The sequence below is a fragment of the Bacillus thuringiensis genome, assembly GCF_022095615.2.
Lineage (GTDB): Bacteria > Bacillota > Bacilli > Bacillales > Bacillaceae_G > Bacillus_A > Bacillus_A cereus_AG.
This window is the reverse complement of the sequence record NZ_CP155560.1, coordinates 67,745-89,626: the sequence shown is the minus strand read 5'-3', so window position 1 is coordinate 89,626 and position 21,882 is coordinate 67,745. Positions and strand designations below refer to the sequence as shown.

The following is a 21,882-nucleotide window of genomic DNA, read 5'->3' as shown; positions in this document are numbered from 1 at the left end:
CCCTTTTGTTAGTGAGGTGAATAAAATATCGCCACTAAATCACTTCTTATACGCATAATAATTGCCTCCAAGTCCTTTTTTGCAATAAAAAAAAGAAGATCCAAATATATACATCACTTAGTTCTTCCTTTTCTCCTCTATAAACTACCTCGACGTTATTAAAATGGCAGTTTTTCATCTGTAATTTCCGATAGCTCATTCATACCAACATATCTATCATCCGGCCCTTTGGATTACTGTCTTGTTTCCTGCTCTTTTGAATCATTTAATACTGTCCAAATATTATCTTTTTTCATTCTCATATCTCCTCTTTCTTATAATTTGTTAAAATTTATAACCCAGCCTGCAAACTTGAAAACAATACAAAAAAGGCTTCTTCAAGTCGATTAATAATGTGCATAGCAAAATAAGCTATATATACACTAATCGGCTCAAAGAAGCCCTTTCACAATTGAAACAAGACGTAACTTGCTTCTACAACTCAACCACAACACAAGAAGATGTGGGAATAAACGGAATTAAATAAACTAACAATATAACCATATATTACACAATTATGATAATAGAATCAATATATTTTCTAAGTTTCAACGTATTCCCCGAAAGAATTCTCCTTCCTCAAACGTGCGAAGGACATCTAAGGAGTGGCACACCCCGAAGTAACGCTCAGGGAATCGAAAGCTTACTTTCCGTCGCGGAACTGAGAAGCTTCCACTTCAGACTTTGCTAAGTGGCGGGTAGTCCACTCCTGGGAATATGAATACTAAATTTACTCTCAAAAACAGAAATCTAACTGCATATCTTTTGAAAATAAACATAAGAAAAACGTTCTATACCAAATGGATAGAACGTCTTCTCACTTTACTTCATAATATATCTTTGGGGACTTATTTATTTTGTGGCGTATTTAAAAAATTGATAAATTCATCTTCATTTATAGGTTTACTGTAGTAATAACCTTGAATTAGATAACATGAATTACTTTGTAACACTATTAATTGTTCCTTCGTTTCTACCCCTTCTGCTATTACTTTCATATTTAAAGTATGGGCTAGCGAAATAATCGTTTGTATAATTTCATCTCCATCATTTGAAGTTCCAATCCTATTCACAAATTCTCTTGGAATTTTCAAAGTATCGATTGGATACAAAGGTAGATACGCTAATGAAGAATATCCTGTACCAAAATCATCAATTGATAAATGTACACCATATGATTTTAATGCTTTTAACTTCGATAAAGTTTCTTTTTCATCTACCATGGCAATTCGCTCTGTTAATTCCAAATCAATTAAGTTAGCTGGTACTCCTATTTCTTCTATGGTAGAAATAATCGTTTGAACAAAATCTTTCTGTTCAAACTCTATAGCTGATAAGTTTATCCCCATCTTTAAATTTGAATAGCCCGCAGAATGCCATTCTTTTAGTTGCCGACACGCTTCCTGTAACGTCCATTTCCCAATTGAAATAATCTGCGACGTTTCTTCCGCGATAGGTATAAACTCAAAAGGTGAAATTAACCCGAACTCTGGATGTTGCCAGCGTATTAAAGCCTCTGCACCAATAACCTTTCCTGCCTTACTATCAACTTGTGGTTGATACAATAAAAACAATTCATTATTTTCTATTGCATTTGGTAAATCCTGTTCTAATTGTAAGCGTCTTGTTATTTTTTGAGATAATGTTTCATCGTACATACAAACAGCATTGTTACCTTTTTCCTTCGCGCTATACATGGCGATATCAGCATGTTGTAAAAGTGTTGTGGCATTGGTTCCTCCAAATGGATACAACGCTATTCCTATACTAAGAGATAAATAAAAGCTGTGTTGATTTATTACAAATGGTTCTTCAGTTATACGAAATAGTATTTCGCACAAATCTAAAAGCTGTTGCTCTGTTTTATTATGGACAATGATTGCAAACTCATCTCCCCCTATTCTTGCTAAAGGAATAGTTGGTGACAGACATGTCCTAAAACGTTTGGCAACTTCTTTTAAAACCCTGTCACCAATTGCATGACCTAGTGTATCATTAATGGTCTTAAAGCGGTTTAAATCAATATATAGGAGTCCAAACTTATCCTGTGTTATTTGTACACGCTCAATGGATCTGTCTAATTCTTGTTGGAAGAATATTCGATTTCCAATCTCCGTCACCGTATCATGAAATGCTAGATAGTTTATCTCATCCTGTTGTTGCTTCATCCTCGTTATGTCTTTTACCATTACATAACTCCCAAAAGTTTGTCCTTCTATCATAATAGGAACAATAGTGACATACCAAAAATGTATATCCTTCTCATTATTATTTTTCACACGTAACTGTAACGAAGACGAACTACATCGTTTTCCCATCTTTAGAGCTGCTTCCAATTCAGGTTTATCTTCATCTAAAAAAATAGAGAAACACTCTTTTCCTATTAATGCAGTACTGTCCTTCCCTAATAATATACTTCCAGACTGGTTTATATTTAAAACGGTACCATTGGAATCAATAGTTAATATAGGGTCTGGATGATACTCATATAAGGACTTAAACCTCTCTTGATTTTTCACCAAATCATTAGATTTTTTTATTAAATCTTCCGTTCTTTGAGATACTTTTTTCTCTAATTGATTATTAAACACTTTTAACGTTTCGGTTAAATCTTTGTTTTGCATGCGTACAATTATATGACGAATCAATACAAATACAAATGCAATACAATTTCCCGTAATCAGTGTAGATGAAGAAGTTTGCTCTTTCAAAGTAAAACCAATTAATATTGCAACTGCAAGATATGGGAATATGACAAGAAGTTTCTTTCCAAATGTCGGATTAATAATAAAATAATTTCTTTTAGAAGATACACTCCTTGGGAAAGTCGCAGCGATGGCAATACATAATAGAAAAACTCTATACAAGCACCTTAATAATATAAGTGAACGTTGTGATAAATCATCTTGTAAATAGAAATATAAGTAATCCGTAATGGACAATCCAGTTAATACTAAGATAAAAATAAATAATTTGCTTTTCGCATTAAAAATTGCTGGTCGAAAGATCAGGCTAACTCCTAGTAAAAGAAGCAATAAATCTATAATTGGGAAAATAAATGAAAGAAAAACATCTCCAATTGATAAGAATAAGATATTTGCAGAAGGTTTATTAAATAGGTACCACTCTAAGGTGAAAATAGCAGTAACAACAATACATAAATCACAAATTAAATACGCTTTTTCCCACTTGTTACATTCCATCATGATTTTATAAAAGAACGCAAAGAGAAAGAAGAATAAGAAAAACAACAAAAACACATCAGAGATATTAAAATTTTGAATTGGTAATTCTACATTAAGTACTTGAAAAGCTGATATAAAATTCCCTATCAAGAAACACCCTATTGCAATAGTAATACAAACCCAAAAGACTCCTAGTTTAATTTTTCTTGATGCTATCGAGTAAAGTAATGAGATAAATACAGTAATTTCAACAACTAAGGATGATAGTCGTATATTAAAATCTGATACAAAATACTCATTCGGAAAAACAAATAAAAATATAAAGCAAAAGCTTAAATAAGCTACTAAAGCCAATATCAATACATAAAATTGCACATGTAAATGTTTACGCAATGGAATCACCTTCTTGATTTTTTCTAGACTTTTTTAAAAATGACTTGATACGGCACAACTCGTATTCATTAAGCTAAGTGTTACCTATCATTCCTTATTATTACCTTTTTAAAAGTTTTCTTTCTACATACTACAGTCTTATTTGCTTCCCGCAGATATTCTCCATTTTTCAACTAAGGATTCCCAAAAGAATAAGATGTAAAATGTGTTTTTTAAGTATTCGCTCATCGTTAATTTGAATGATACAAATTAACTATTCTTTGAATATGAGATAGAATCTAAGCTTCAATTGCAACATAGTTAGTCTCTTATTGTCACACTTAGAAAGAAGGAAAATATACTATCATTAACTTAGAAATTCGAATGAAATTACCAAACCTGTTGTAACCATTATAGTTACAATCTGGGGTGATGTCAATTTCAAATAGCTCACCTTTTAATGGACAAAAGACGCGATATTTTGAACAAAATACGATGTTTATAAAAAAGATGTATTGTTAAATCTAATTAGCCAAATAATTATAAATGATCTAACATTAAGTGAAGATGATATTGCATCTCCACAAAAAGAATGTTACCCTAAAAATAGAAATATGAAAGGAATGATGGATGAATAATGATTAACTAATTTATATTTTAATTTGAATTTTATAACTTCAAACTACAAAATATAGGGTTAGTCTATCCATTTTTATAATTCATTTCATACTTTATTTGTCATGATTCAAATGATTAATAAGTACTTATTAAGTATAAGAGACAGACTAATCCTTCCGATTAATAATTGGGGGATTTTTTTATTCCCTTTTATGTAAGTTGAAATTTATTAATCGCTAAATTTACCTAACAAATAAAGGAGCGGGAAAAATGGCTAATTCAGACACTATTGTTACACATGTAATGCTCTATATAAGTCGTTAATATCCATCAAACTTATATAGAGCAATTAAAAAATGGATGGATGTTCCGACTTTATATGAAACGTTTCGATATATAAAGGAGGAATTATTATGTCAATGATAAAAGTTCAAGACTTAACTTTTTCATACCCAGGTAGCTTTGATAATATTTTTGAAGATGTAAACTTTCAAATAGATACGGATTGGAAACTAGGATTTATCGGTAGAAACGGACGAGGTAAAACGACATTCCTTAATTTATTATTAGGGAATTATGAGTATAGTGGAAAAATCCTTGCTTCGGTAGAATTCAATTACTTCCCCTACCCTGTTGCAGATAAGAACAAATTTACTCATGAAATCCTTGAAGAAATTTGCCCCCAAGCAGAAGATTGGGAATTTCTACGTGAAATATCCTATTTAAATGTTGATGCCGAGGTCATGTACAGACCGTTTAAAACTTTATCAAATGGAGAACAAACAAAGGTGTTGCTTGCTGCACTGTTTTTAAATGAAGGTCAATTTCTATTAATTGATGAACCAACAAACCACCTAGACACTGATGCACGAAAAATAGTCTCTGATTATCTAAAGAAGAAAAAAGGGTTTATTTTAATTTCACATGACAGAATCTTTTTAGATGGATGCGTTGACCATATCTTATCTATAAATAGGGCAAATATTGAAGTTCAAAGCGGAAACTATTCTTCTTGGAAATTAAACTTTGATAGACAGCAAGAGCACGAACAGGCTACAAATGATCGTCTACAAAAAGACATAGGAAGATTAAAACAGTCTTCCAAACGTTCAGCAAGTTGGTCTCATGATGTAGAAGCTTCAAAAAATGGAACAAGGAATTCAGGTTCTAAGTTGGATAAGGGATTTGTAGGACATAAAGCAGCCAAAATGATGAAAAAAGCAAAAAACCTCGAATCAAGGCAACAAAAAGCTATTGAAGAAAAGTCAAAATTGCTAAAAAATGTAGAGAAAACTGAGTCATTAAAATTAGAAGCATTGAAGTTTAAGTCAAATGAATTGGTTATTTTGGCTGACGTGTCTGTTAAGTACGATGACCAAGTTGTGAATGAGCCGATTAGCTTCATAGTTGAACAAGGTGACCGAATTGTACTTGATGGCAAGAATGGGAGCGGGAAAAGTAGTATCCTAAAACTAATTCTAGGGCAATCGATACAGTATACAGGCTTAGTTACTTTAGGTACAGGACTCACCATTTCCTATGTCCAACAAGATACCTCTCATTTGAAGGGATCACTATCAGACTATATTGAAGAGCAAAAAATTGATGAGACGTTATTTAAATCCATCTTACGAAAGATGGACTTTGACCGAATTCAATTTGAAAAAGATATATCTCATTATTCTGGTGGACAAAAGAAAAAACTGCTTATCGCTAAAAGTTTATGTGAAAAAGCTCATTTATATATTTGGGACGAACCGTTAAACTTTATAGATATTTACTCACGTATGCAAATTGAAGAGCTGATTCAACAATTTAATCCTACAATGGTTATTGTTGAGCATGATAAGGCATTTCAACAAACAGTTGCAACTAAAACAATATCTATGTGACTTCACTCGAATCATTAATAAATCAAGCCATTAGTTTATAAAGTATTTGAATGCAATGTCGAAAAAGCCTAATTTCTCTACAATACATTGAGAAATTAGGCTTTTTAATAGGAAAAGTAGGATCCATAAACAATGAATATTTTACAGAATTTACATACTAGGCTTATCTGTTAAAGCAGAAATAATCCTGTTCACTAAGTCTTCTGGCATCCATTCATGATTTGTATCATTCGTTTCATTTGGTCCTAAAGAATCAATGAACTTTTTAAACTTTGGAAACAAAACAATAGAAGTGATCCAATGTATCGTATGATTTATGGAGAAGAAATGAAAAACTCCTTGTTTTTCACCCTCCTGTAATATTTCTTTTAACTGTTCAAAATTACCTATGAAATATGGTTTAATCTTTTCTAATCTTGCACTTTCCTTAATAATCTCCTCATATGCCAATGCTCCAATTTCAGGATTTTCTTTTATATGTGTAGTAAAGACTGTTAAATATTCTTTAAGAGCATTGATAGGATTAAATTGATTCTTCTCAAGGAAATTAGGTAACTCATTAGCAAGGCCATATTTCTTAAATACTTCATAATACAGGTTTTCTTTCCCATTAAAATAGTATGAAGCCATAGCGACATTCACTTTCGCTTCTTTTGCAATTTCTTGTATGCTCGTACCTTCGTAGCCACGTTCTCCAAATTTTTTCTTAGCAGCCTTCAAAATATTTTCCATCGTCTGCTCTCGAGACTTCCCCATTTCACACACCTCAGATAATATATATTTCACTTCAAAAATCCAATAAGGACTTTGAATAGAGTATCTTTTTAATGAAATTTAATTATATATTTAAAGTAGTAACTTAACAACTGATGAAGTCTTGATTACTTTAAACAATATCCCCCTGTTTAGCATGAATTGCTCTCAAATACTTCACGCTCTTTTCTACTTGTGTAAAAGAATAAACAAAAAAATAATAAGGACCAAAGTTTATCAATTTTTACAGATAAACTTTGGTCCTTTTATTACATTATACAGATTTAAAATAAACCTTTATACTCATATCTTGATGAAATAATTATCCATCAATTGTACCTTATTTACTGATTAGATTTGTTTAATCTCAATATAAGGTCCTTTGATGTTTAATTTGTTAATGTCATTTGAGATATTACCTACAGTTGTTTTTTCATTAAACGTGTAGACCTTTTCACCATTTACAAAGATACCCCAATTTTTATCTTCGTAACTGATACCATAACCAGCATTGCTAGATGTAGCCTTAAGCTGATTTCCATTCATTGAAAAAGATAATTTTCCTTTTCCTTTGTTAAGCTGGTTATTCACGTTGTTGATACCAATCATTTGTTCTTCAAGGGCTTTTTGGTTATCAAGAGTAACTTGGTGGTTTTTCCAGTCTAATTTATAGTTGTTTGTAAAGAACTCATTATATGTATCCTTATTATTTGTTCCCCACCATTTTGAACTTACCCATTCAATATTGTACTGATCTGAAATTCTACGATTTGTTATTTTTAAATCTGATGTAGATTCTGTTTTATCAGCAGTGATAACCGCTACTACATTAGGAGAAAAACCATATCCTGTTAAAGCCGGTACTGTGTCTTTTGAAACAAAATTATTCGTTCCTTCATTATAACTACGCGATTTCATAAATAGTTGATTACCATAGAAAGTATTGAATGAATCACGATTATAAATTCCCCACTCTGGGAAATTAAACGATTGGAATCCTACTTTCCAATTTAATTTTTTATCTGTGTGAGTCTCTAATACCGTTTTATAGTCTACCTGATCATAAGATACACTTTCTTTCCAAGCAAAGCTACCTGTAATACTTGCATCGGCATTTGGCCCTTTATCATTTACCCCAACTTTAACACTTCCACCAAGTGTATATCCTACCTCAGAAGTAACCTTTGCTGAAGTCATTGTATTAACTGGGGCAGCTTTATGGAATTGAGCGCTATCACCACTTGTTATTTCTGCTTCCGTATGATACGCCGATGGCCATTTTAAACCTGCGTTATAGTATCCCCCATTAATTGTATATTTCGCATCTATATTACTACCATCAGTGGTAACAATTGCAATTTTTTTATCTGCGTAAGGATCCTCAATAAAAGAAACCTTTATTGAATTTTTGATATTCTGCTTCATGTCATAAGTAGTTTTAAAACTATTATAGACTTTCCCACCATTTTGAAGATTTTCTACAGTTCCTTTAGAATCTGCAAATGCAGATGTTGCTTGTAAACCAAGTGATCCAGACATAATTACGGACGCTACGGCAACACTTTTAGCTATTCCCTTTGCTTTTTTCATACAGACAGCCACTCCTTCTTAAACATTTAAAAGATATAAACGTATTATTTTTAGCTCTCAATACTAGAGATAGATTTATAACGTTACAATGTAGAAATTTATTAATCTTTATGCCAATAACTATCAACACTTGATTTGCTAATTTCCATCTCTTCTTTACTGATAACTATTATCAATATCATTAAAACACAAAATAACGATTTAAACAAGAATTTTAAATACATATTTAAAATTCTTGTTTAAAAAAATACAAAAAAATTATAGAATTCTTTATTTCGAGAATTACTATATTTTCATTTGCTTATTACAACCTATATTCAGATACATTATTTCCTTTCCATTCATAATAATCTAAAATCCCCTCATAAATGGCTTCTGCTGCAATTTGTCTGCCATTTTCCGTAGATAATTTACTGTAATCAATACCATTATCTATAAACGCCAGTTCCGTCAACACAGCTGGCATGTCATTTTCTCTTATAACATGAAGGTCTCCATGTTTAACTCCTCTGTCTCGTGTTTGAAGTGCCTCTACTAAACGTGTTTGAATTTTTTCCGCTAAAACGCGACTTTCTTCCACATGAGGATTTGTTTTTTCGGATTTAGAAGACTTATAGTAATATGTTTCTGTCCCTTTTGCATTACCATTAAAAGCATTTGCATGTACGCTTATAAAGATATCACCCTGATTTTGTTTAGCAAATTTCACACGTTCCTGTAAAGAGCTTTTTTGATCATGTCCTGGTCTAGTATCAGATTGACGAGTTAGTAAAACTGTAAATGGTGTATGCTTTTCAAGCAATTTTTGTAGACGTAAAGAAGTGTCTAGTACAATCTTACTTTCAGGTAATCCCTTTGTGTCTTTTCCAGGATCTTCGCCACCATGTCCGGGATCAATAATTATGGTTTTATTTTCCAAAGGATTACTATGACTATATTGAAGCATATCTGTTTTTGCAGTTAATTGTGCAGCTTCAGCGCGTGTTATGAATCTATTTGGTTGCCAACCATTATCTGTACCAACTGAAATTTTTAAATCAATTAAAGTATTTGCGAACTTTTCACCCCAATGGCCCTTTAAATCTTCAAATTTACTTTGTCCATTGCTAGTGTTTTTATTTTGTAGTTTATATGCATTCACTAGCATAGTAGCCATAGCAGCACGAGTAACTTTTCCAGAAGGATTAAATATTCCATTTCCTTCACCTTTAATTATTCCTGCCTTTTCAGCTGCGGCAATATAAGGGGTTCCCCAGTGGTTTTGTGAATCTTTAAAAGATGGTTTTGCATTTAAATCAATGTGTATACCAAGAGCCTTTGTCATAATGGTTGCTGCAGAAGCTCTATCTAGTGTATCACTTGAACCAAAAGTTCCATCTGGATAACCACTCAATACTTGTTTATCAACTAAATAAGTAACGGATTTGTCAGCCCAAGCAGGAACATCTGGGAATTTGTGAGTATCTGCAACAATACTAGTAGAATATGATAATAAACTTCCAGCAAGAATTCCTATAGCAATTAATTTGTTCTTCAAAATTTAGCACCTCTAAGAAATTATTCCAAGTTGGCAAATTATATAAATTGTAGTTCATCTTTAAATCATATGACTTCGAATAAAATATAGATTAAGTTGGCATCATCACTATATTACAGATAAGGAATCTTATATCGAACTATTATTTCGAGAAGAACCTTTCGACATACACTTATAGATTGAGACTAAGAAATATATTCACCAACATTGTGTAACTAGTATAGTTACTTATATATACGAGTGTCAATTAAAAAAATCTTACATTTTTGTAAGGTAACAAGATGAATAACACACAAAGTAATTATTTAACAATGTGAATAATCACTTGATTAAGTAAAATAGTAGTCTTATATTTTAAACAAAATTGATTATTTGTTAGGGAAATAACTTATAATAACTACCTTTTCGATGATGATTTTAAATCCTACTTACACTTCAATCCTCCGTTAAATACCATTGTGAACGCTCCTGTAATCTAGTCAATTGGCTCCTATGATTACTTAAACTTTAAATATTATGCCCCAACATCTCTAGTAACCACCAAAAGCGGCCACAAATGTTTTTACTAATATATAAACACAATCCATCTTTTTACTTCCTTAAGGCATCTTCGAACTATAGAAGGAACAAAAAAAGAAGAGGGTTTTCTTCCCTCTTCACCAATAAAATCGAACATATTTACAATTAAGGAAGGGTATACATTCATCAAAGGATGAATGTATTAATAATAATAGTTCACCTAGTTAATTATAACATAGAACCAATTCCATTAATAGATATATTTAACACTTATGGAATATTTGTGACAAATCGGTTAAACATCTTAATATTAAAAGGCTTTATATGTATAGAACTAGAAAATGGCAAGTGTAGGGATAAAATATAAGGGGGATATATAATTATGTTTACAAAAAAACAAAAATTAGTAACAACCGTAACAGCTTTAACATTAGGATGTGGATTTACTGTTGGATTAACACCGGCATTTGCAGATTCTAATAAGGTTTCTGTAAGCACTACACCTATTCATTCTATTCAAAAACAAGAGCCGTTTACTGGATATGTCATTTCAGTAGAAAACAATTATTTAGTGGTTGCTGCTACATCTACAAAAGATGAAGCTCTCGCTTATCAAAATGATTGGTGGGAGTTAGTTTCTCAAAATAAGATTTTAAGGGTCCCAGTTTCAAATGGTGAAAATTACACTATAGGTGAACAGTTAAATGTTTATGCTGCTGCATGGACCAAATCTTTACCCCCAATTGCTGTAATGCCTAAAATTGAAAAAGTAATTCAATAGATTATGCTAAAAATAACAGGCATCATTCTAATTAGAATGATGCCTGTTATTTAGTAAAAAACTGAATACGTAATATTTATATTCTTCTTCATTTCTCTATGATTCCCATCATATATTAACCTAATCCTTATCATTCTACACCTGACGTAAGATCCTACATCTCACATTACTGTAAATATATGAATCGCTCCTCTTTCATCTTTCAAATAGCAGTATCGTTTACAATTCTATTTTTACAGATTCATATATTCTTCTAAAGTCAGTTTTTTCTTATATATACTTTCAGCAATATCCCCTACATAGCGAATATGCCACGGTTCATATGCATATCCAGTAATGCTCTCTTTGCCTTTTGGATAACGAATGATAAAACCTGCACGATGCGCATTTTCTTTCAGCCATTTTCCTTCTTTCGTATTCGCAAAGGTTAACTCTAGCTCATTATTTGCACTTTTTGAAGAAACATCCATCGTTAATCCTGTTTGATGTTCACTATGTCCTGGCTTTGCCGAGAAGCGATCCGTATGCTCTTGTCCTTTTCTTTTCACGTTGTTTGCATACAGGTTTTTTTGATAATCATAGGAGCGAAAGCCAGAAACAGCATTCAACTGGATTCCTTCTTTATTTGCTAAATCAAATAACCTTTCTAGTGCTTCTGCTGCCTCTTTACGAAGGTAACTCTTTTCTAGCGTTCCACTGAATGAGAATGGTACATTTGGTACAACTAAATCTTCCGGTTTATAGTCTTCAGGCAATCCATATTCTTTATTAACTACAGCTTGTACACTAGCAAAAGAACTTGCTATGTTATTTGAAGTACTATTTTTCTCTCTATTTATGGAGTTTTCATGAGTTTCATAGTTTGTTTTTTTTGGTTCTTTACCAATAGATTGATTGGTATAAACGATAAAGATACCAAGTATCACAATCATACAAGTAAAAATCCCTACTAATTTAATTCTCATTATTCATTTCCTTCCTGCCACTCTTAATATTTCTCGTTTATAATACTACAACCATATCAAATTCATATTAATTTGAAGTGAACTTTTGTTCTTAACATATTTCTTAACAGAAAGACAGTATATCCTCCTTTTCGTTCGATACGCTAAAGATACTAACACGCAGAAACCAATTCTATTCCTACATATGGAAAAAAAATCTAAAAATTTGTATAATAAGATTAGAAGTGTAGCATTTTATTATAGAAAGGTCTTGGTATAATGCTAGGTATTAATGTAAAAAAAACAAAAGAAGAGTTAATAATTTCATGGCAATTGGCGAAGATTACGATTCCATTACGTGATGTAATTGAGGTTACTGAAGATGCTACCTATGCGGGTGTTGAAGATACTAGTGCAATTCGTATTGGCACTGCATATGGAACAACGGATCGTATTTTAATAAAAACGGTAAAACAAAATTATGTATTATTCACGACAAATAAAGTTTCAATTTTAAATGCTATTCTTGCTTAGTAATCTATATATACTTAATCTCTCGCAAAACTTGCGTTAAGTAAAAAGATGCGAAGTCTATTCCGAGACTTCGCATCTTTTTGTCATGAAAACCATTTATATACTCAATTAATACTTCAGTAATGACTCACGCAAGACCGTCATATCTTACTGCTCTGCATCCCACTTATTTAAACGGAGATAGAAAAGTACCCCGTCCTCCGTATTCATTACACCGTACTCAGCAGCATGTAATTCCAATATATTTTTTACTATGGCCAATCCAAGACCTGTACCACCGCACACTCGTTTTCTTGATTTATCCATTCTATAGAACTGATCCCATATTTTATCTATGTTTTCTTCTGCAATATGCGTTCCTTTATTTTCAAACCCTATATATACGACATTTTCTTCCTCTTTTACATCTATTACAATCAATTGTTTCGCATCTGTATAACGAATGGCATTTGTAAACAGATTCGTAATCACTTGTTCCAATAAGTTTGCTTTCCCCTTCACGCATACATAATCTATATTCGTTATTATTTCCAGTGATTTTTCATCAATTTGACCGTGTAAATCTTTTTCAACCTGTTGAATCAAATCCACTACATTTACTTGCTCCATCTGTATTTGATACGTACCTGATTCATATTTAGCCAAATTAAGCATCTCATCTATAAGAACATTCATTTTCTCTATTTCTTTTTCTAATGCTTCCCAATAGTATTGATTCATTTCAGGCGCAATCCCGTCCTGTAGCATCGATGCTGATACTTGCATGACACTTAGTGGTGTCTTTAATTCATGCGAAACACCAGCAATAAAATCTTTTCTTGTCTGTTCTAATTGCTTCTCTTTTTCTAGGTCATCTTTCAACTGATTGATATATCCTTCCATTCTATCTGAAAGCTGATTAATGTTAGAGGATAGCTCTCCAATTTCATTTTTTGACTTGATAGAAAGTTGATCTTGAAACTCGAATTTCATGATTTTTTTCGTCGCTTCATTAATCTTTAATAGTGGTTTTGTAATGATTCTTGAATAATAGAAAGACACTATAAGTGATAAAACTAATACAAATGCAATAATGTATATATAATAATCACTCATTAATTCTGTAGCCTTTGTAATTGGTTGTAAAGAAGACAATGAATAAATCATTTCTTTCACTTGTCCATCTTTTAAAATTGGTTTGATGGTTTCTAAATACTTAATTCCATTTATGTTAATCTCGTTTTGCACCCAATTTTCTCCACTCAATTTCACTTTATCGGTAATCCATTCCGATTGAAATTGTAAAATGCGATTTGCAAACACTTCGTTACTATATAATGTGTTATCAACTTCTGAATTGAAGTATACTGGGAAACTTATTTCTTTTACAATTCCTTCTAAAAAATAATATTTTTCACTCTCTTCTTTTGTAAAATGCTTAATCCCATTATTAGCGCCTGACATCATGATTTTGTCTATTTGATAATAGGTAGGCGAGACAAATCCTCCATCATAACCTTTTATTTTTAATGTTGTAGGAATAACTATGCCTTTATTTGATCCTTTACTTACAGTATCCATAATAGCTAATGGCGTCTTCTTATTAATTAAACTTGTAATTAGAACACTGAAATTAGACTCCATATCTTTCTTTGCATTAATTAAATTATTAAATACAATTTTAGATGTTCGACTTGGATCATTTTTATTTATCGCTTTTATATAATAATCTCCTGATGGCAATTTCTTAATATTTGCTATTTCATCAAGCCTTGCGATCATAATACCTTTCTGATTTGCATATGAGAGTTCTTTACTCTGAAGTTTATTTTCATCCTGTTTATGAGCCTCATAAAATATACTGTACTGTTGCAATTGCTTCAGAACATTTTCTTTTTCTTTATCTATATACAGGTAATTCATTACATACATTTGTCCCAAAAATATAACAGCGATAATCATACAGCATAATAAAAATGTAAGAGAAAACAATTGAAACACAATTTTCTTTCTCATTCTACTTCTACCTCAAACTTATATCCTGTACGAACTACTGTAGTAATGTGTTTTGCTTTCTTACCAAGTTTCACACGTACATTACGCATATGTGCCGTTAGCGTTTTATCATCCCCATCATAATCATATCCCCAAATGTTCGTGATTAATTGTTCTCTCGTTAATACTTGTTCCTTATGTTCCATTAAGGTCAGTAAAATCTCATACTCTGTGTGTGTAAATTCAACCTTTTTATCATCTATTGAAACAGAACGTGCTGATTTATCTAAACAAACACCACATATATCAATACAGTCCTGGTGTTGGACATGTGAAGTTGTCTCTTTAAACAAACGTTTTGCCCGAGCTAGTAGAATAGCGGGTTTAAACGGTTTGGTTACATAATCATCTGCCCCTAATTCAAACCCAAGTAATGTATCATCCTCATCACTACGGGCTGTTAATAAAATAATAGGTACGTTAGAGTTCTTACGAATACGTCTACATACAGACCACCCATCCATAACTGGAAGCATAATATCCAAAATAACTAAACTGATAGTATGTTCGTCGAATAATCCTAATCCAACTTTGCCATCTTCTGCTGTTACTACTTCATATCCATCATGTAAGAAATACTGCGCTACTGCCTCTCGTATAATTTTTTCATCTTCAACAATTAATACTTTTTTCATTTCTATTTCCATCCAATCTAGTTCACTTTAAATCGAAACAGTCATGGCCTGCCTTCCCATTTGAACCCACGATTGTTCAAAGTCATTTCGATTTATCGCTATATGTTTGTTTGTCTTTAGTGGATCGTTAATATATACATTTTGGTCATCATAATCTGTCACAACAACACTGTGTTGGTGATAAGTCACTTTCATTTCCCCCGCATCAGTTTTCCACGTATAAAATTGATCATTAGGTAACCGTTTAAAACGTGCATTTGTTAATACCCACACTGGTAGCCCTTGATCTATTGCTTCATACATTTGCTGCGGTTCTTTATGACTTAAATCCATCACTTTTTCATCTGGAACATACAACTTTGCCAATTCTAAAATCGGTTCCACATAAACACCTAATCCAGGTCTATCAAAAGTAGCCATATCCCCAATAAACCCTTTATGCATATTTCCCTTCAAACCATTACTTTGAAATGGTACATAGTTTATTTTTGAAGCTAGCTCCATCTTATCAACTTGCACGCCAGAAAACTGTAATACCATTGCAAGACTCGTCACCTCACAACCACGCATTAATTCTGGTTTCTGTAAGATTAGAGGCACATCCAACGGCCTTACTATTTCTTTTTCTTGTTCTATCGGAACAGCGTTATTCTCAAATTCAGTTTCTGGTTTTATAGATAAATCACTCATTTTTTCTTTTTCTGCCTTTTGTATCTCTTTTTGTACTACTTTAGGTTGCTTATTACTACTTTTAGGACTATCACTATTTGACATCCCAACACTTGTACCTAATACAGATAAAGCGAATAAACAAATTGTTGCTTTTCTCATTTTTTTCATGATTATCTCTCCTTGTTTCTTTCTAAGGAGAGTGTAATTTATTCATATTTAGATAAAATCATATTTATAGAAAGACAAGGTGAAATTTATATCAAGATTATATAAAGATAACTCTTATACGTATTAATCGTATGTCTAACAAATCGTGCTTTCAACAAGCAATATTTACTAGTTTCTATACATTAATCTTTGTTACAAACAATGGGTTCGGAATCACGTAAAATAAACTGTATGGAAGCCCTCTACAGTTTATAGAATCAAATACCTGTCCCTTTGTTAAGAAAACGTCAATTACATCCTTCTTCCCATTTACTGTTGGTTACTCTACTACCACATATTTAGTAGAACTGTCTCCCTCTTCTTCGATCGTTACTTGCCCCATCACTTAATCAAATTACCTTAAGCAAGTCAAACCGATTTTTACTTTCCCCGCTGCACCCTCTACTCTAAAATTCCACCCTCACCTCAGAATAAGGAGTCAACTCTATTTACTTTACCCCACATATTCGAATGTTTTATGGCAGAAAATAAGTTCTTGTCGAGAATTGTCATACACTGTACACTGAATACGTGCCGTCTTTGCCCTTCTCTTTTATAGAGGAGGTGGCAATAGAACGTGGAGAATACTAGAACCGCCCGCAAACGTTCAGAGAAAGAAAAGAAACGTAAGCGTCTTTTTTCTTTTGGTACACTCGTTACAGCATTCAGTTTCCTTAGAAATATGCATTATTTTTTCACTAAAAGTGAAGTAGGTAAAGGTATAACTGAATATGTAAGACATCTTCTTAAATAAAAAAGTGCCGCTATAAATAGCGACACAAAGCCTAGTTTGTAGTTATGATTGGGTTTCAAGGTGAAGTACTGACCATACTTTCATTGCACATGACCAATGCAGTATCATTTTGAAGTGCAAAGACGTTGAAACCTAGCATACTACTCTATATAGTATTGCGACATAAAGTGCTTTTATTCCTTTCTGAAATACGAAAAAAGCCTTGGTGACCAAACCAAGACTTTTCAAAGAACTTTCGACCTATCAATAGAACGAGAATCAGAACCACCCGACTTCTTGTTCATTATAATCTAGCTTACACCCTCATTGTACTATACGTTTTTTATATTTTCAACAGTCTGCATCCCTTTCACACAACATTCATACTTTTCAATTCTGAAAGTAACATTACATTACTCTACCTATATGAAAAAATATCCTCATCGTACTTATATATTTCATAAAAGAAACCACACTCTTTGAAAAAGGTTTTATCAAAATGTGTGGGTTTTCAATTTGGAATTCTTAATTTTTTATTAAAAGATTGATCATTTTATGTTCTCTACTTAAATAAACGTAGCTGTTTGTTTAACTATATTCCTTCATGATTAGTATATGAATTGCACTTTGAAAAAGAAAAATTTTGTTCAACCGCCTAACTGAACAAGATAAAACACCTAACTAATATTAGTAATTTTTACTGTTTCTATTGATAAATATAAAAAGACTGCCTAGTACACTTAATGAAAGCACAAAAAATAACAATAAATCAGGTAGAATTTCTAAAGAAATTATATCTACTGATTGAAAAATAAAAATGGCAATGATACCTACAGATAAGATATTGTACAACACATTATTTGTTTTATATTGAATTTCTCTCCCTCTTTCGTCTTTTGCTTCATCACTGGACTGAAATTGTATTACGTACAACTGACTAATGAATATTACAACTAAAAATAAAATTTTTAACCACAACATATGACTCACTCCTCCTGATAATCGAACACGTCAGTTATTGGCTTTCCAAATGCATTTGCGATTTTAAAGGCAAGAATTAGAGAAGGATTATATTTATTCTTTTCAAGAGTAGCGATAGTTTGTCGACTAACACCAACCCTTTTTGCCAATTCTTCTTGAGTCCAACCTTTTTCTGCTCGACAAACTACAATTCTATTATGTAACAATAGGAACACCTCTCAAAAAAATTGTAATTTATTTCTTACAATTCGTAAAGTATTTTTTACAAATTTTTCAACACTTAAAATAAATTTAGATAAAAAGATCATGAGTTATAACCAAAAAAATTCCCCCCTTTACAAAAATAAAGCTCTTTACTTTAAAGTATATAAATTTTCCTAACCAAAACTAAGAAAGTATTAAATCATATTTGATTAAGTAGAAGTTTCGTTTGATACATTTGTATACCCTCATTATGATAATTACTTAGCAGAAGTATAAAACTACATTTTATGAAAAGTTACGCTTCCTATGATAATTATCAAAAACCTACGCTCCTTCTCCTAAGAAGTCTTTAATAAAAAACCGTTAAAAAATGAAAAAATCCATTAACGAAACTTGTACTACCTTACCTATACTTTTCAAATTTAAAAGCATGGATAAATTACACATTCAGAATATTCTGTGTATTTATGAAAAAAATCGTGATTAAATTTAATTTATCGAATTCCTGTTATTATCAGAATAAGCCTTTACAGAGAAATGGGGGATATTATGACTGTTCAAGAAAAAAGTAATAAACAATTGATGGAATTATTACATGAATGGTATGAAGAAATTCGTTTATATCATGTAGTAGAAGCGAAACAAACATTTCTAAAAGTAAAAGAAAGTTTAAAAGGAATAGAAACAGACCAATATGTATCATTCTATTATTCCCTACTGAATTTTAGATATAAAGTTTTGGTAGATGGAATGAGTATTACAAAAGATTCTTTTAATCAAATAGAAAAACTACCTCATATTAAAGATGAATTTTCATTTTTAGCTTACTATTATAATTTCTTTAAGGCAATCCACTCTACAATTATAGCAAATTATACTGAGGCAAAAACACACTATGAAAAGGCGGAAGGACTTTTAAAAGATATACCTGACGAAATTGAAAAAGCTGAGTTTGAGTATAGATTTTCAACATACTGTTATCAATCTTATCAACCCTTTGAAGCAATTCAACATGCAGTAAAAGCCAAAGAAATATACTTCAATCATGTAGGCTATAAAATTAATATTGCTTTATGCGACAATGTATATGGACTGGCTTGTATAGATTTAAGAGAATTTGAAAGAGCGGAAGAATGTCTCAATATGGTTATTGATGTTTTTAAGAAGTATGATGAAGAACAATTATTATTACGAGTACGATCCAATTTAGGCTGGTTATATAATATTCAAGATTTATATCCATTGGCGATTAGACAGAGTTCTGAAATTATAAATACCATACCGAACCATTTTAAAGCATTATTTGTCTTAGCAAGAGCATATTATAAGTTAGAAGGCGTTGAAACAGCAAGAGCATATATCGAGCAAGGAATGAAATATTCAAACGAGTCAGGAAATGAAGAATATATACACCGTTTCGCAGTTTTAAATGAACTAATCACAGAACTGCCTAGAATTAAACTAGAAAAAGTAGTTACTGATGCCATTTCTTATTTTGAAAAAGAGGAAATGTGGGATTGTGTTAAAGAATATGCAGAGATTTTAGCACTGCAATTTTACGAAGCAAATAATCATGTTAAAGCGAGTGAGTATTTCTATATTAGCAATCATGCTGATAAGAAACATTTAAGAAAAGGAGCGTTAAAGTAATGAAAAAAATAAAAAAATTGTTATTCAGTACGATAATAGTAAGTACATTAGCATGTAGCATGATTAGTTTAAATGTATCACAACACTCTTCATTTAATGGTGGAGATACGCCTGCACCAACAAAACTGAATGTCTCTGGTGGAGTATCTATTAATTAACGTAATCCAGTTTTCTCACTTAAAAAATCAGAAAATTCATACTACAAATACAAAAAAGTTAAATAAAGTGGATAAAATATTGATCCCCCAGTCCGAAACAGATTTGTTTCGGGCTATTCACGTTACTATAATTGTGCGTAGGGTGATAGACTAAACGTAGACAAGATTTTCTTTACATAAAAAAGAGCATCCTTTCGCCATGTATAGGAGTGCTCTTTTTTGCGTATATATTTAAACTTCTAGTTATAACTTTTTTGCACCAGAGTCATGTTTCTTGTATTTTTTTACAATTCTACTAAGTTTTTTGTAAAATTCACCTTTCGTTTTTATATGCTTAAACTGATTTGGATTAATATTTGATTTTTGTGAGAGTGCTACAATCTCTTCTTTTGTAATTAAATCTTTAGTATTTATAGAGGCTATATTTGTATATTTTCCATCTTCAGTTTTTGGAATTTCTAAAATCCCTTTATTCACCAAATCCACTACAGCCTTATGCTCTGAAGAATGTGTATTCACGCCAGTAATTTTCCAATTATGCATAACTTTTGGTGTGTATACACCATTCTTTACCTCTTTTAAATATGTAATAGCAAGGTTACGAATGGTTCCACCAGTTTCCCCGAATGCATTCTCTTGTTTAGATGACCAAATTTGTTCAAACTTACGCCCCTCTAAAGCTCCACCTTTTGCCTGAAGGGCCTCCATTCTATATGCATTCATTCCCAGCGTCATAACATCGTTCGTTTTGATTGGTATTGGGAAAGAATAATCGGCATCAATTTTAATAGCAATCATTCTTATGATGTTGCTGTAAGAATCCAAGTTTCTTCTGATAATAAACCATTGAGCTATGCGAAGGACTTAGTGAAAGTAAGAGTGTATCCATTATGCAGGAATAATAAAGTTGTTAATTTTCGAGAGCTGAATAATCAAACATCACCCTAAAGAGGGTTTATAACAAGAAGAGTAGAATCAATAAAATCATAATTTCATCCTTTATACAATAAAATTAAAAACGCAACACATGAAGTGCCACGTCATTATCAGTTAAACTTTCATTTTTTCGTTTTCTAATGCCATTGATAAAGCAAATTTTAATATAAGAAAAATAAATGAAGCTACACATAAAATTGAGAATATACCATAGTTCAATTCACCATTTATACTACTAATTTTATGAATCGATATTAAAGTAGCCACCCAGTAAGGAGATTCAAAGATAAGAGTTGCAATAAAAAGTAAATTGAATTTTCCCTTTACAAAATGATTTTTCGCTATATCCTTATTTAACAAAAGCATAACCGAGTAAACTAGCATTAAATAAAATGCTAAGAATGTATAAATTATTTTAAATGTGTCATTTAATGAAATATCCATAAAGTTTGAAAGAAATAATAAACATAATAAAATCAAGAAAATAATTGGTAATACGAAAACTTTAATCGGTGAGTAACTATATTCGAAAGGTTCAGCATTCCCTCCTTCATCTATTGTATAATATTCCCAACCTTTGTAACAACCAACTAATCCATTAGCTACGTCATTGAAAACCATTTCGTAACGGCTTTTTATTACACCTTTCTCATAATTATTTAAATGTACAATTATATTTTTAGGATCACTTACCTTATGAAAAATACCTTCTTTAATTGCTAATTTTAACGCTTTACTTGTCACTTTCTCAGTATCTTTGATAAACCGACTCGCTACTTCTTTACTAACACTGTAATTATCGTAAGTTTTTTTTAAAGTTCCCTGCCCATGTTCTTTATATTTTATTTCTAAATACCAACCTTTTTTCTTTTTTTCTAAGGACATGTTTTATCCCCCCTCTGTTTAAC

17 protein-coding genes and 1 pseudogene are annotated in these 21,882 nt (G+C 31.5%); 6 read left to right on the top strand and 12 right to left on the bottom strand.

All coding sequences use genetic code 11. The features are described from left to right. Positions 1–887: 887 nt before the first annotated feature. Positions 888–3,617, bottom strand: a complete 2,730-nt coding sequence (locus KZZ19_RS27290) for a sensor domain-containing protein (RefSeq protein WP_237981999.1) — start codon at positions 3,615–3,617, stop codon at positions 888–890. Positions 3,618–4,627: 1,010 nt separating this feature from the next. Between KZZ19_RS27290 and KZZ19_RS27285 the strand changes: the two genes are divergently transcribed. Then, on the top strand, positions 4,628–6,106 hold the full coding sequence (locus tag KZZ19_RS27285; protein ID WP_237982000.1) for an Lsa family ABC-F type ribosomal protection protein: 1,479 nt from the start codon (positions 4,628–4,630) through the stop codon (positions 6,104–6,106). Between the two features lie 150 nt (positions 6,107–6,256). Here the strand turns inward: KZZ19_RS27285 and hlyIIR are convergent, their stop codons facing one another. The 3 genes from hlyIIR to KZZ19_RS27270 all read right to left on the bottom strand — a co-directional run bounded on the left by hlyIIR (position 6,257) and on the right by KZZ19_RS27270 (position 9,986). Continuing rightward, positions 6,257–6,862: a hemolysin II regulator HlyIIR gene (gene hlyIIR / locus KZZ19_RS27280; protein WP_237982001.1), complete on the bottom strand. Its 606-nt coding sequence runs from the start codon at positions 6,860–6,862 to the stop codon at positions 6,257–6,259. Between the two features lie 348 nt (positions 6,863–7,210). Then, positions 7,211–8,449 (bottom strand): hemolysin II HlyII, encoded by a 1,239-nt coding sequence (gene hlyII / locus KZZ19_RS27275; protein WP_226545939.1) that lies wholly within the window; start codon positions 8,447–8,449, stop codon positions 7,211–7,213. A 304-nt stretch (positions 8,450–8,753) separates the two neighbouring features. Further along, entirely contained in the window at positions 8,754–9,986 is a 1,233-nt protein-coding gene (locus KZZ19_RS27270; RefSeq protein ID WP_237982002.1) for an N-acetylmuramoyl-L-alanine amidase, read from the bottom strand. Between the two features lie 901 nt (positions 9,987–10,887). Here KZZ19_RS27270 and KZZ19_RS27265 point away from each other — a divergent pair. After that, positions 10,888–11,286, top strand: a complete 399-nt coding sequence (locus KZZ19_RS27265; protein ID WP_237982003.1) for a DUF3221 domain-containing protein — start codon at positions 10,888–10,890, stop codon at positions 11,284–11,286. Between the two features lie 233 nt (positions 11,287–11,519). On the opposite strand, the gene KZZ19_RS27260 is transcribed toward KZZ19_RS27265, so the two are convergent. Next, positions 11,520–12,251: a M15 family metallopeptidase gene (locus KZZ19_RS27260; RefSeq protein WP_226545942.1), complete on the bottom strand. Its 732-nt coding sequence runs from the start codon at positions 12,249–12,251 to the stop codon at positions 11,520–11,522. A 258-nt stretch (positions 12,252–12,509) separates the two neighbouring features. Between KZZ19_RS27260 and KZZ19_RS27255 the strand changes: the two genes are divergently transcribed. Continuing rightward, a complete protein-coding gene (locus KZZ19_RS27255) occupies positions 12,510–12,764 on the top strand; it encodes a hypothetical protein (RefSeq protein WP_237982004.1) in 255 nt (84 codons plus the stop codon). Positions 12,765–12,911: 147 nt separating this feature from the next. On the opposite strand, the gene KZZ19_RS27250 is transcribed toward KZZ19_RS27255, so the two are convergent. The 3 genes from KZZ19_RS27250 to KZZ19_RS27240 are packed head-to-tail and all read right to left on the bottom strand — an operon-like array spanning position 12,912 to position 16,273. Next, the gene (locus tag KZZ19_RS27250) at positions 12,912–14,759 is read right to left on the bottom strand and encodes a sensor histidine kinase (protein ID WP_237982005.1); all 1,848 of its coding nucleotides are present in this window, start codon (positions 14,757–14,759) and stop codon (positions 12,912–12,914) included. Next, positions 14,756–15,433, bottom strand: coding sequence for a response regulator transcription factor (locus tag KZZ19_RS27245; RefSeq protein ID WP_237982006.1), 678 nt, complete (start codon positions 15,431–15,433; stop codon positions 14,756–14,758). The genes KZZ19_RS27250 and KZZ19_RS27245 overlap by 4 nt, the downstream gene beginning before the upstream one ends. Before the next feature lie 27 nt (positions 15,434–15,460). After that, positions 15,461–16,273, bottom strand: a complete 813-nt coding sequence (locus tag KZZ19_RS27240) for a C39 family peptidase (protein ID WP_237982007.1) — start codon at positions 16,271–16,273, stop codon at positions 15,461–15,463. Positions 16,274–16,889: 616 nt separating this feature from the next. Here KZZ19_RS27240 and KZZ19_RS27235 point away from each other — a divergent pair. Next, on the top strand, positions 16,890–17,066 hold the full coding sequence (locus KZZ19_RS27235; RefSeq protein ID WP_226545946.1) for a hypothetical protein: 177 nt from the start codon (positions 16,890–16,892) through the stop codon (positions 17,064–17,066). A gap of 666 nt (positions 17,067–17,732) precedes the next feature. On the opposite strand, the gene KZZ19_RS27230 is transcribed toward KZZ19_RS27235, so the two are convergent. Together KZZ19_RS27230 and KZZ19_RS27225 are read right to left on the bottom strand one after the other, a co-directional pair. Further along, positions 17,733–18,026: a hypothetical protein gene (locus KZZ19_RS27230; protein WP_237982008.1), complete on the bottom strand. Its 294-nt coding sequence runs from the start codon at positions 18,024–18,026 to the stop codon at positions 17,733–17,735. A 5-nt stretch (positions 18,027–18,031) separates the two neighbouring features. Next, positions 18,032–18,232 carry a helix-turn-helix transcriptional regulator gene (locus tag KZZ19_RS27225; RefSeq protein WP_237982009.1) on the bottom strand — a complete coding sequence of 67 codons (201 nt, stop codon included), beginning with the start codon at positions 18,230–18,232 and terminating at the stop codon, positions 18,032–18,034. Positions 18,233–18,779: 547 nt separating this feature from the next. On the opposite strand from KZZ19_RS27225, the gene KZZ19_RS27220 reads away from it, so the two are divergent. Both KZZ19_RS27220 and KZZ19_RS27215 read left to right on the top strand, forming a co-directional pair. Next, positions 18,780–19,880, top strand: a complete 1,101-nt coding sequence (locus tag KZZ19_RS27220; protein ID WP_237982010.1) for a hypothetical protein — start codon at positions 18,780–18,782, stop codon at positions 19,878–19,880. Next, positions 19,880–20,038 (top strand): Phr family secreted Rap phosphatase inhibitor, encoded by a 159-nt coding sequence (locus KZZ19_RS27215; protein ID WP_016135871.1) that lies wholly within the window; start codon positions 19,880–19,882, stop codon positions 20,036–20,038. Before KZZ19_RS27220 ends, KZZ19_RS27215 begins: the two co-directional genes overlap by 1 nt. Positions 20,039–20,281: 243 nt before the next feature. Here KZZ19_RS27215 and KZZ19_RS27210 read toward each other — a convergent pair. Beyond that, a pseudogene (locus tag KZZ19_RS27210) lies at positions 20,282–20,794 on the bottom strand (bifunctional metallophosphatase/5'-nucleotidase); the annotation flags it as partial. A gap of 294 nt (positions 20,795–21,088) precedes the next feature. Beyond that, on the bottom strand, positions 21,089–21,859 hold the full coding sequence (locus KZZ19_RS27205) for a hypothetical protein (protein WP_237982011.1): 771 nt from the start codon (positions 21,857–21,859) through the stop codon (positions 21,089–21,091). Positions 21,860–21,882: the final 23 nt, after the last annotated feature.

Excerpts from the sequence above, each read along its gene's own strand:
- KZZ19_RS27285 (WP_237982000.1), top strand. The coding sequence starts at position 4,628 with ATGTCAATGATAAAAGTTCAAGACTTAACTTTTTCATACCCAGGTAGC.
- hlyIIR (WP_237982001.1), bottom strand. The coding sequence starts at position 6,862 with ATGGGGAAGTCTCGAGAGCAGACGATGGAAAATATTTTGAAGGCTGCT.
- hlyII (WP_226545939.1), bottom strand. The coding sequence starts at position 8,449 with ATGAAAAAAGCAAAGGGAATAGCTAAAAGTGTTGCCGTAGCGTCCGTA.
- KZZ19_RS27265 (WP_237982003.1), top strand. The coding sequence starts at position 10,888 with ATGTTTACAAAAAAACAAAAATTAGTAACAACCGTAACAGCTTTAACA.
- KZZ19_RS27260 (WP_226545942.1), bottom strand. The coding sequence starts at position 12,251 with ATGAGAATTAAATTAGTAGGGATTTTTACTTGTATGATTGTGATACTT.
- KZZ19_RS27255 (WP_237982004.1), top strand. The coding sequence starts at position 12,510 with ATGCTAGGTATTAATGTAAAAAAAACAAAAGAAGAGTTAATAATTTCA.
- KZZ19_RS27250 (WP_237982005.1), bottom strand. The coding sequence starts at position 14,759 with ATGAGAAAGAAAATTGTGTTTCAATTGTTTTCTCTTACATTTTTATTA.
- KZZ19_RS27245 (WP_237982006.1), bottom strand. The coding sequence starts at position 15,433 with ATGAAAAAAGTATTAATTGTTGAAGATGAAAAAATTATACGAGAGGCA.
- KZZ19_RS27240 (WP_237982007.1), bottom strand. The coding sequence starts at position 16,273 with ATGAAAAAAATGAGAAAAGCAACAATTTGTTTATTCGCTTTATCTGTA.
- KZZ19_RS27230 (WP_237982008.1), bottom strand. The coding sequence starts at position 18,026 with ATGTTGTGGTTAAAAATTTTATTTTTAGTTGTAATATTCATTAGTCAG.
- KZZ19_RS27220 (WP_237982010.1), top strand. The coding sequence starts at position 18,780 with ATGACTGTTCAAGAAAAAAGTAATAAACAATTGATGGAATTATTACAT.
- KZZ19_RS27215 (WP_016135871.1), top strand. The coding sequence starts at position 19,880 with ATGAAAAAAATAAAAAAATTGTTATTCAGTACGATAATAGTAAGTACA.
- KZZ19_RS27205 (WP_237982011.1), bottom strand. The coding sequence starts at position 21,859 with ATGTCCTTAGAAAAAAAGAAAAAAGGTTGGTATTTAGAAATAAAATAT.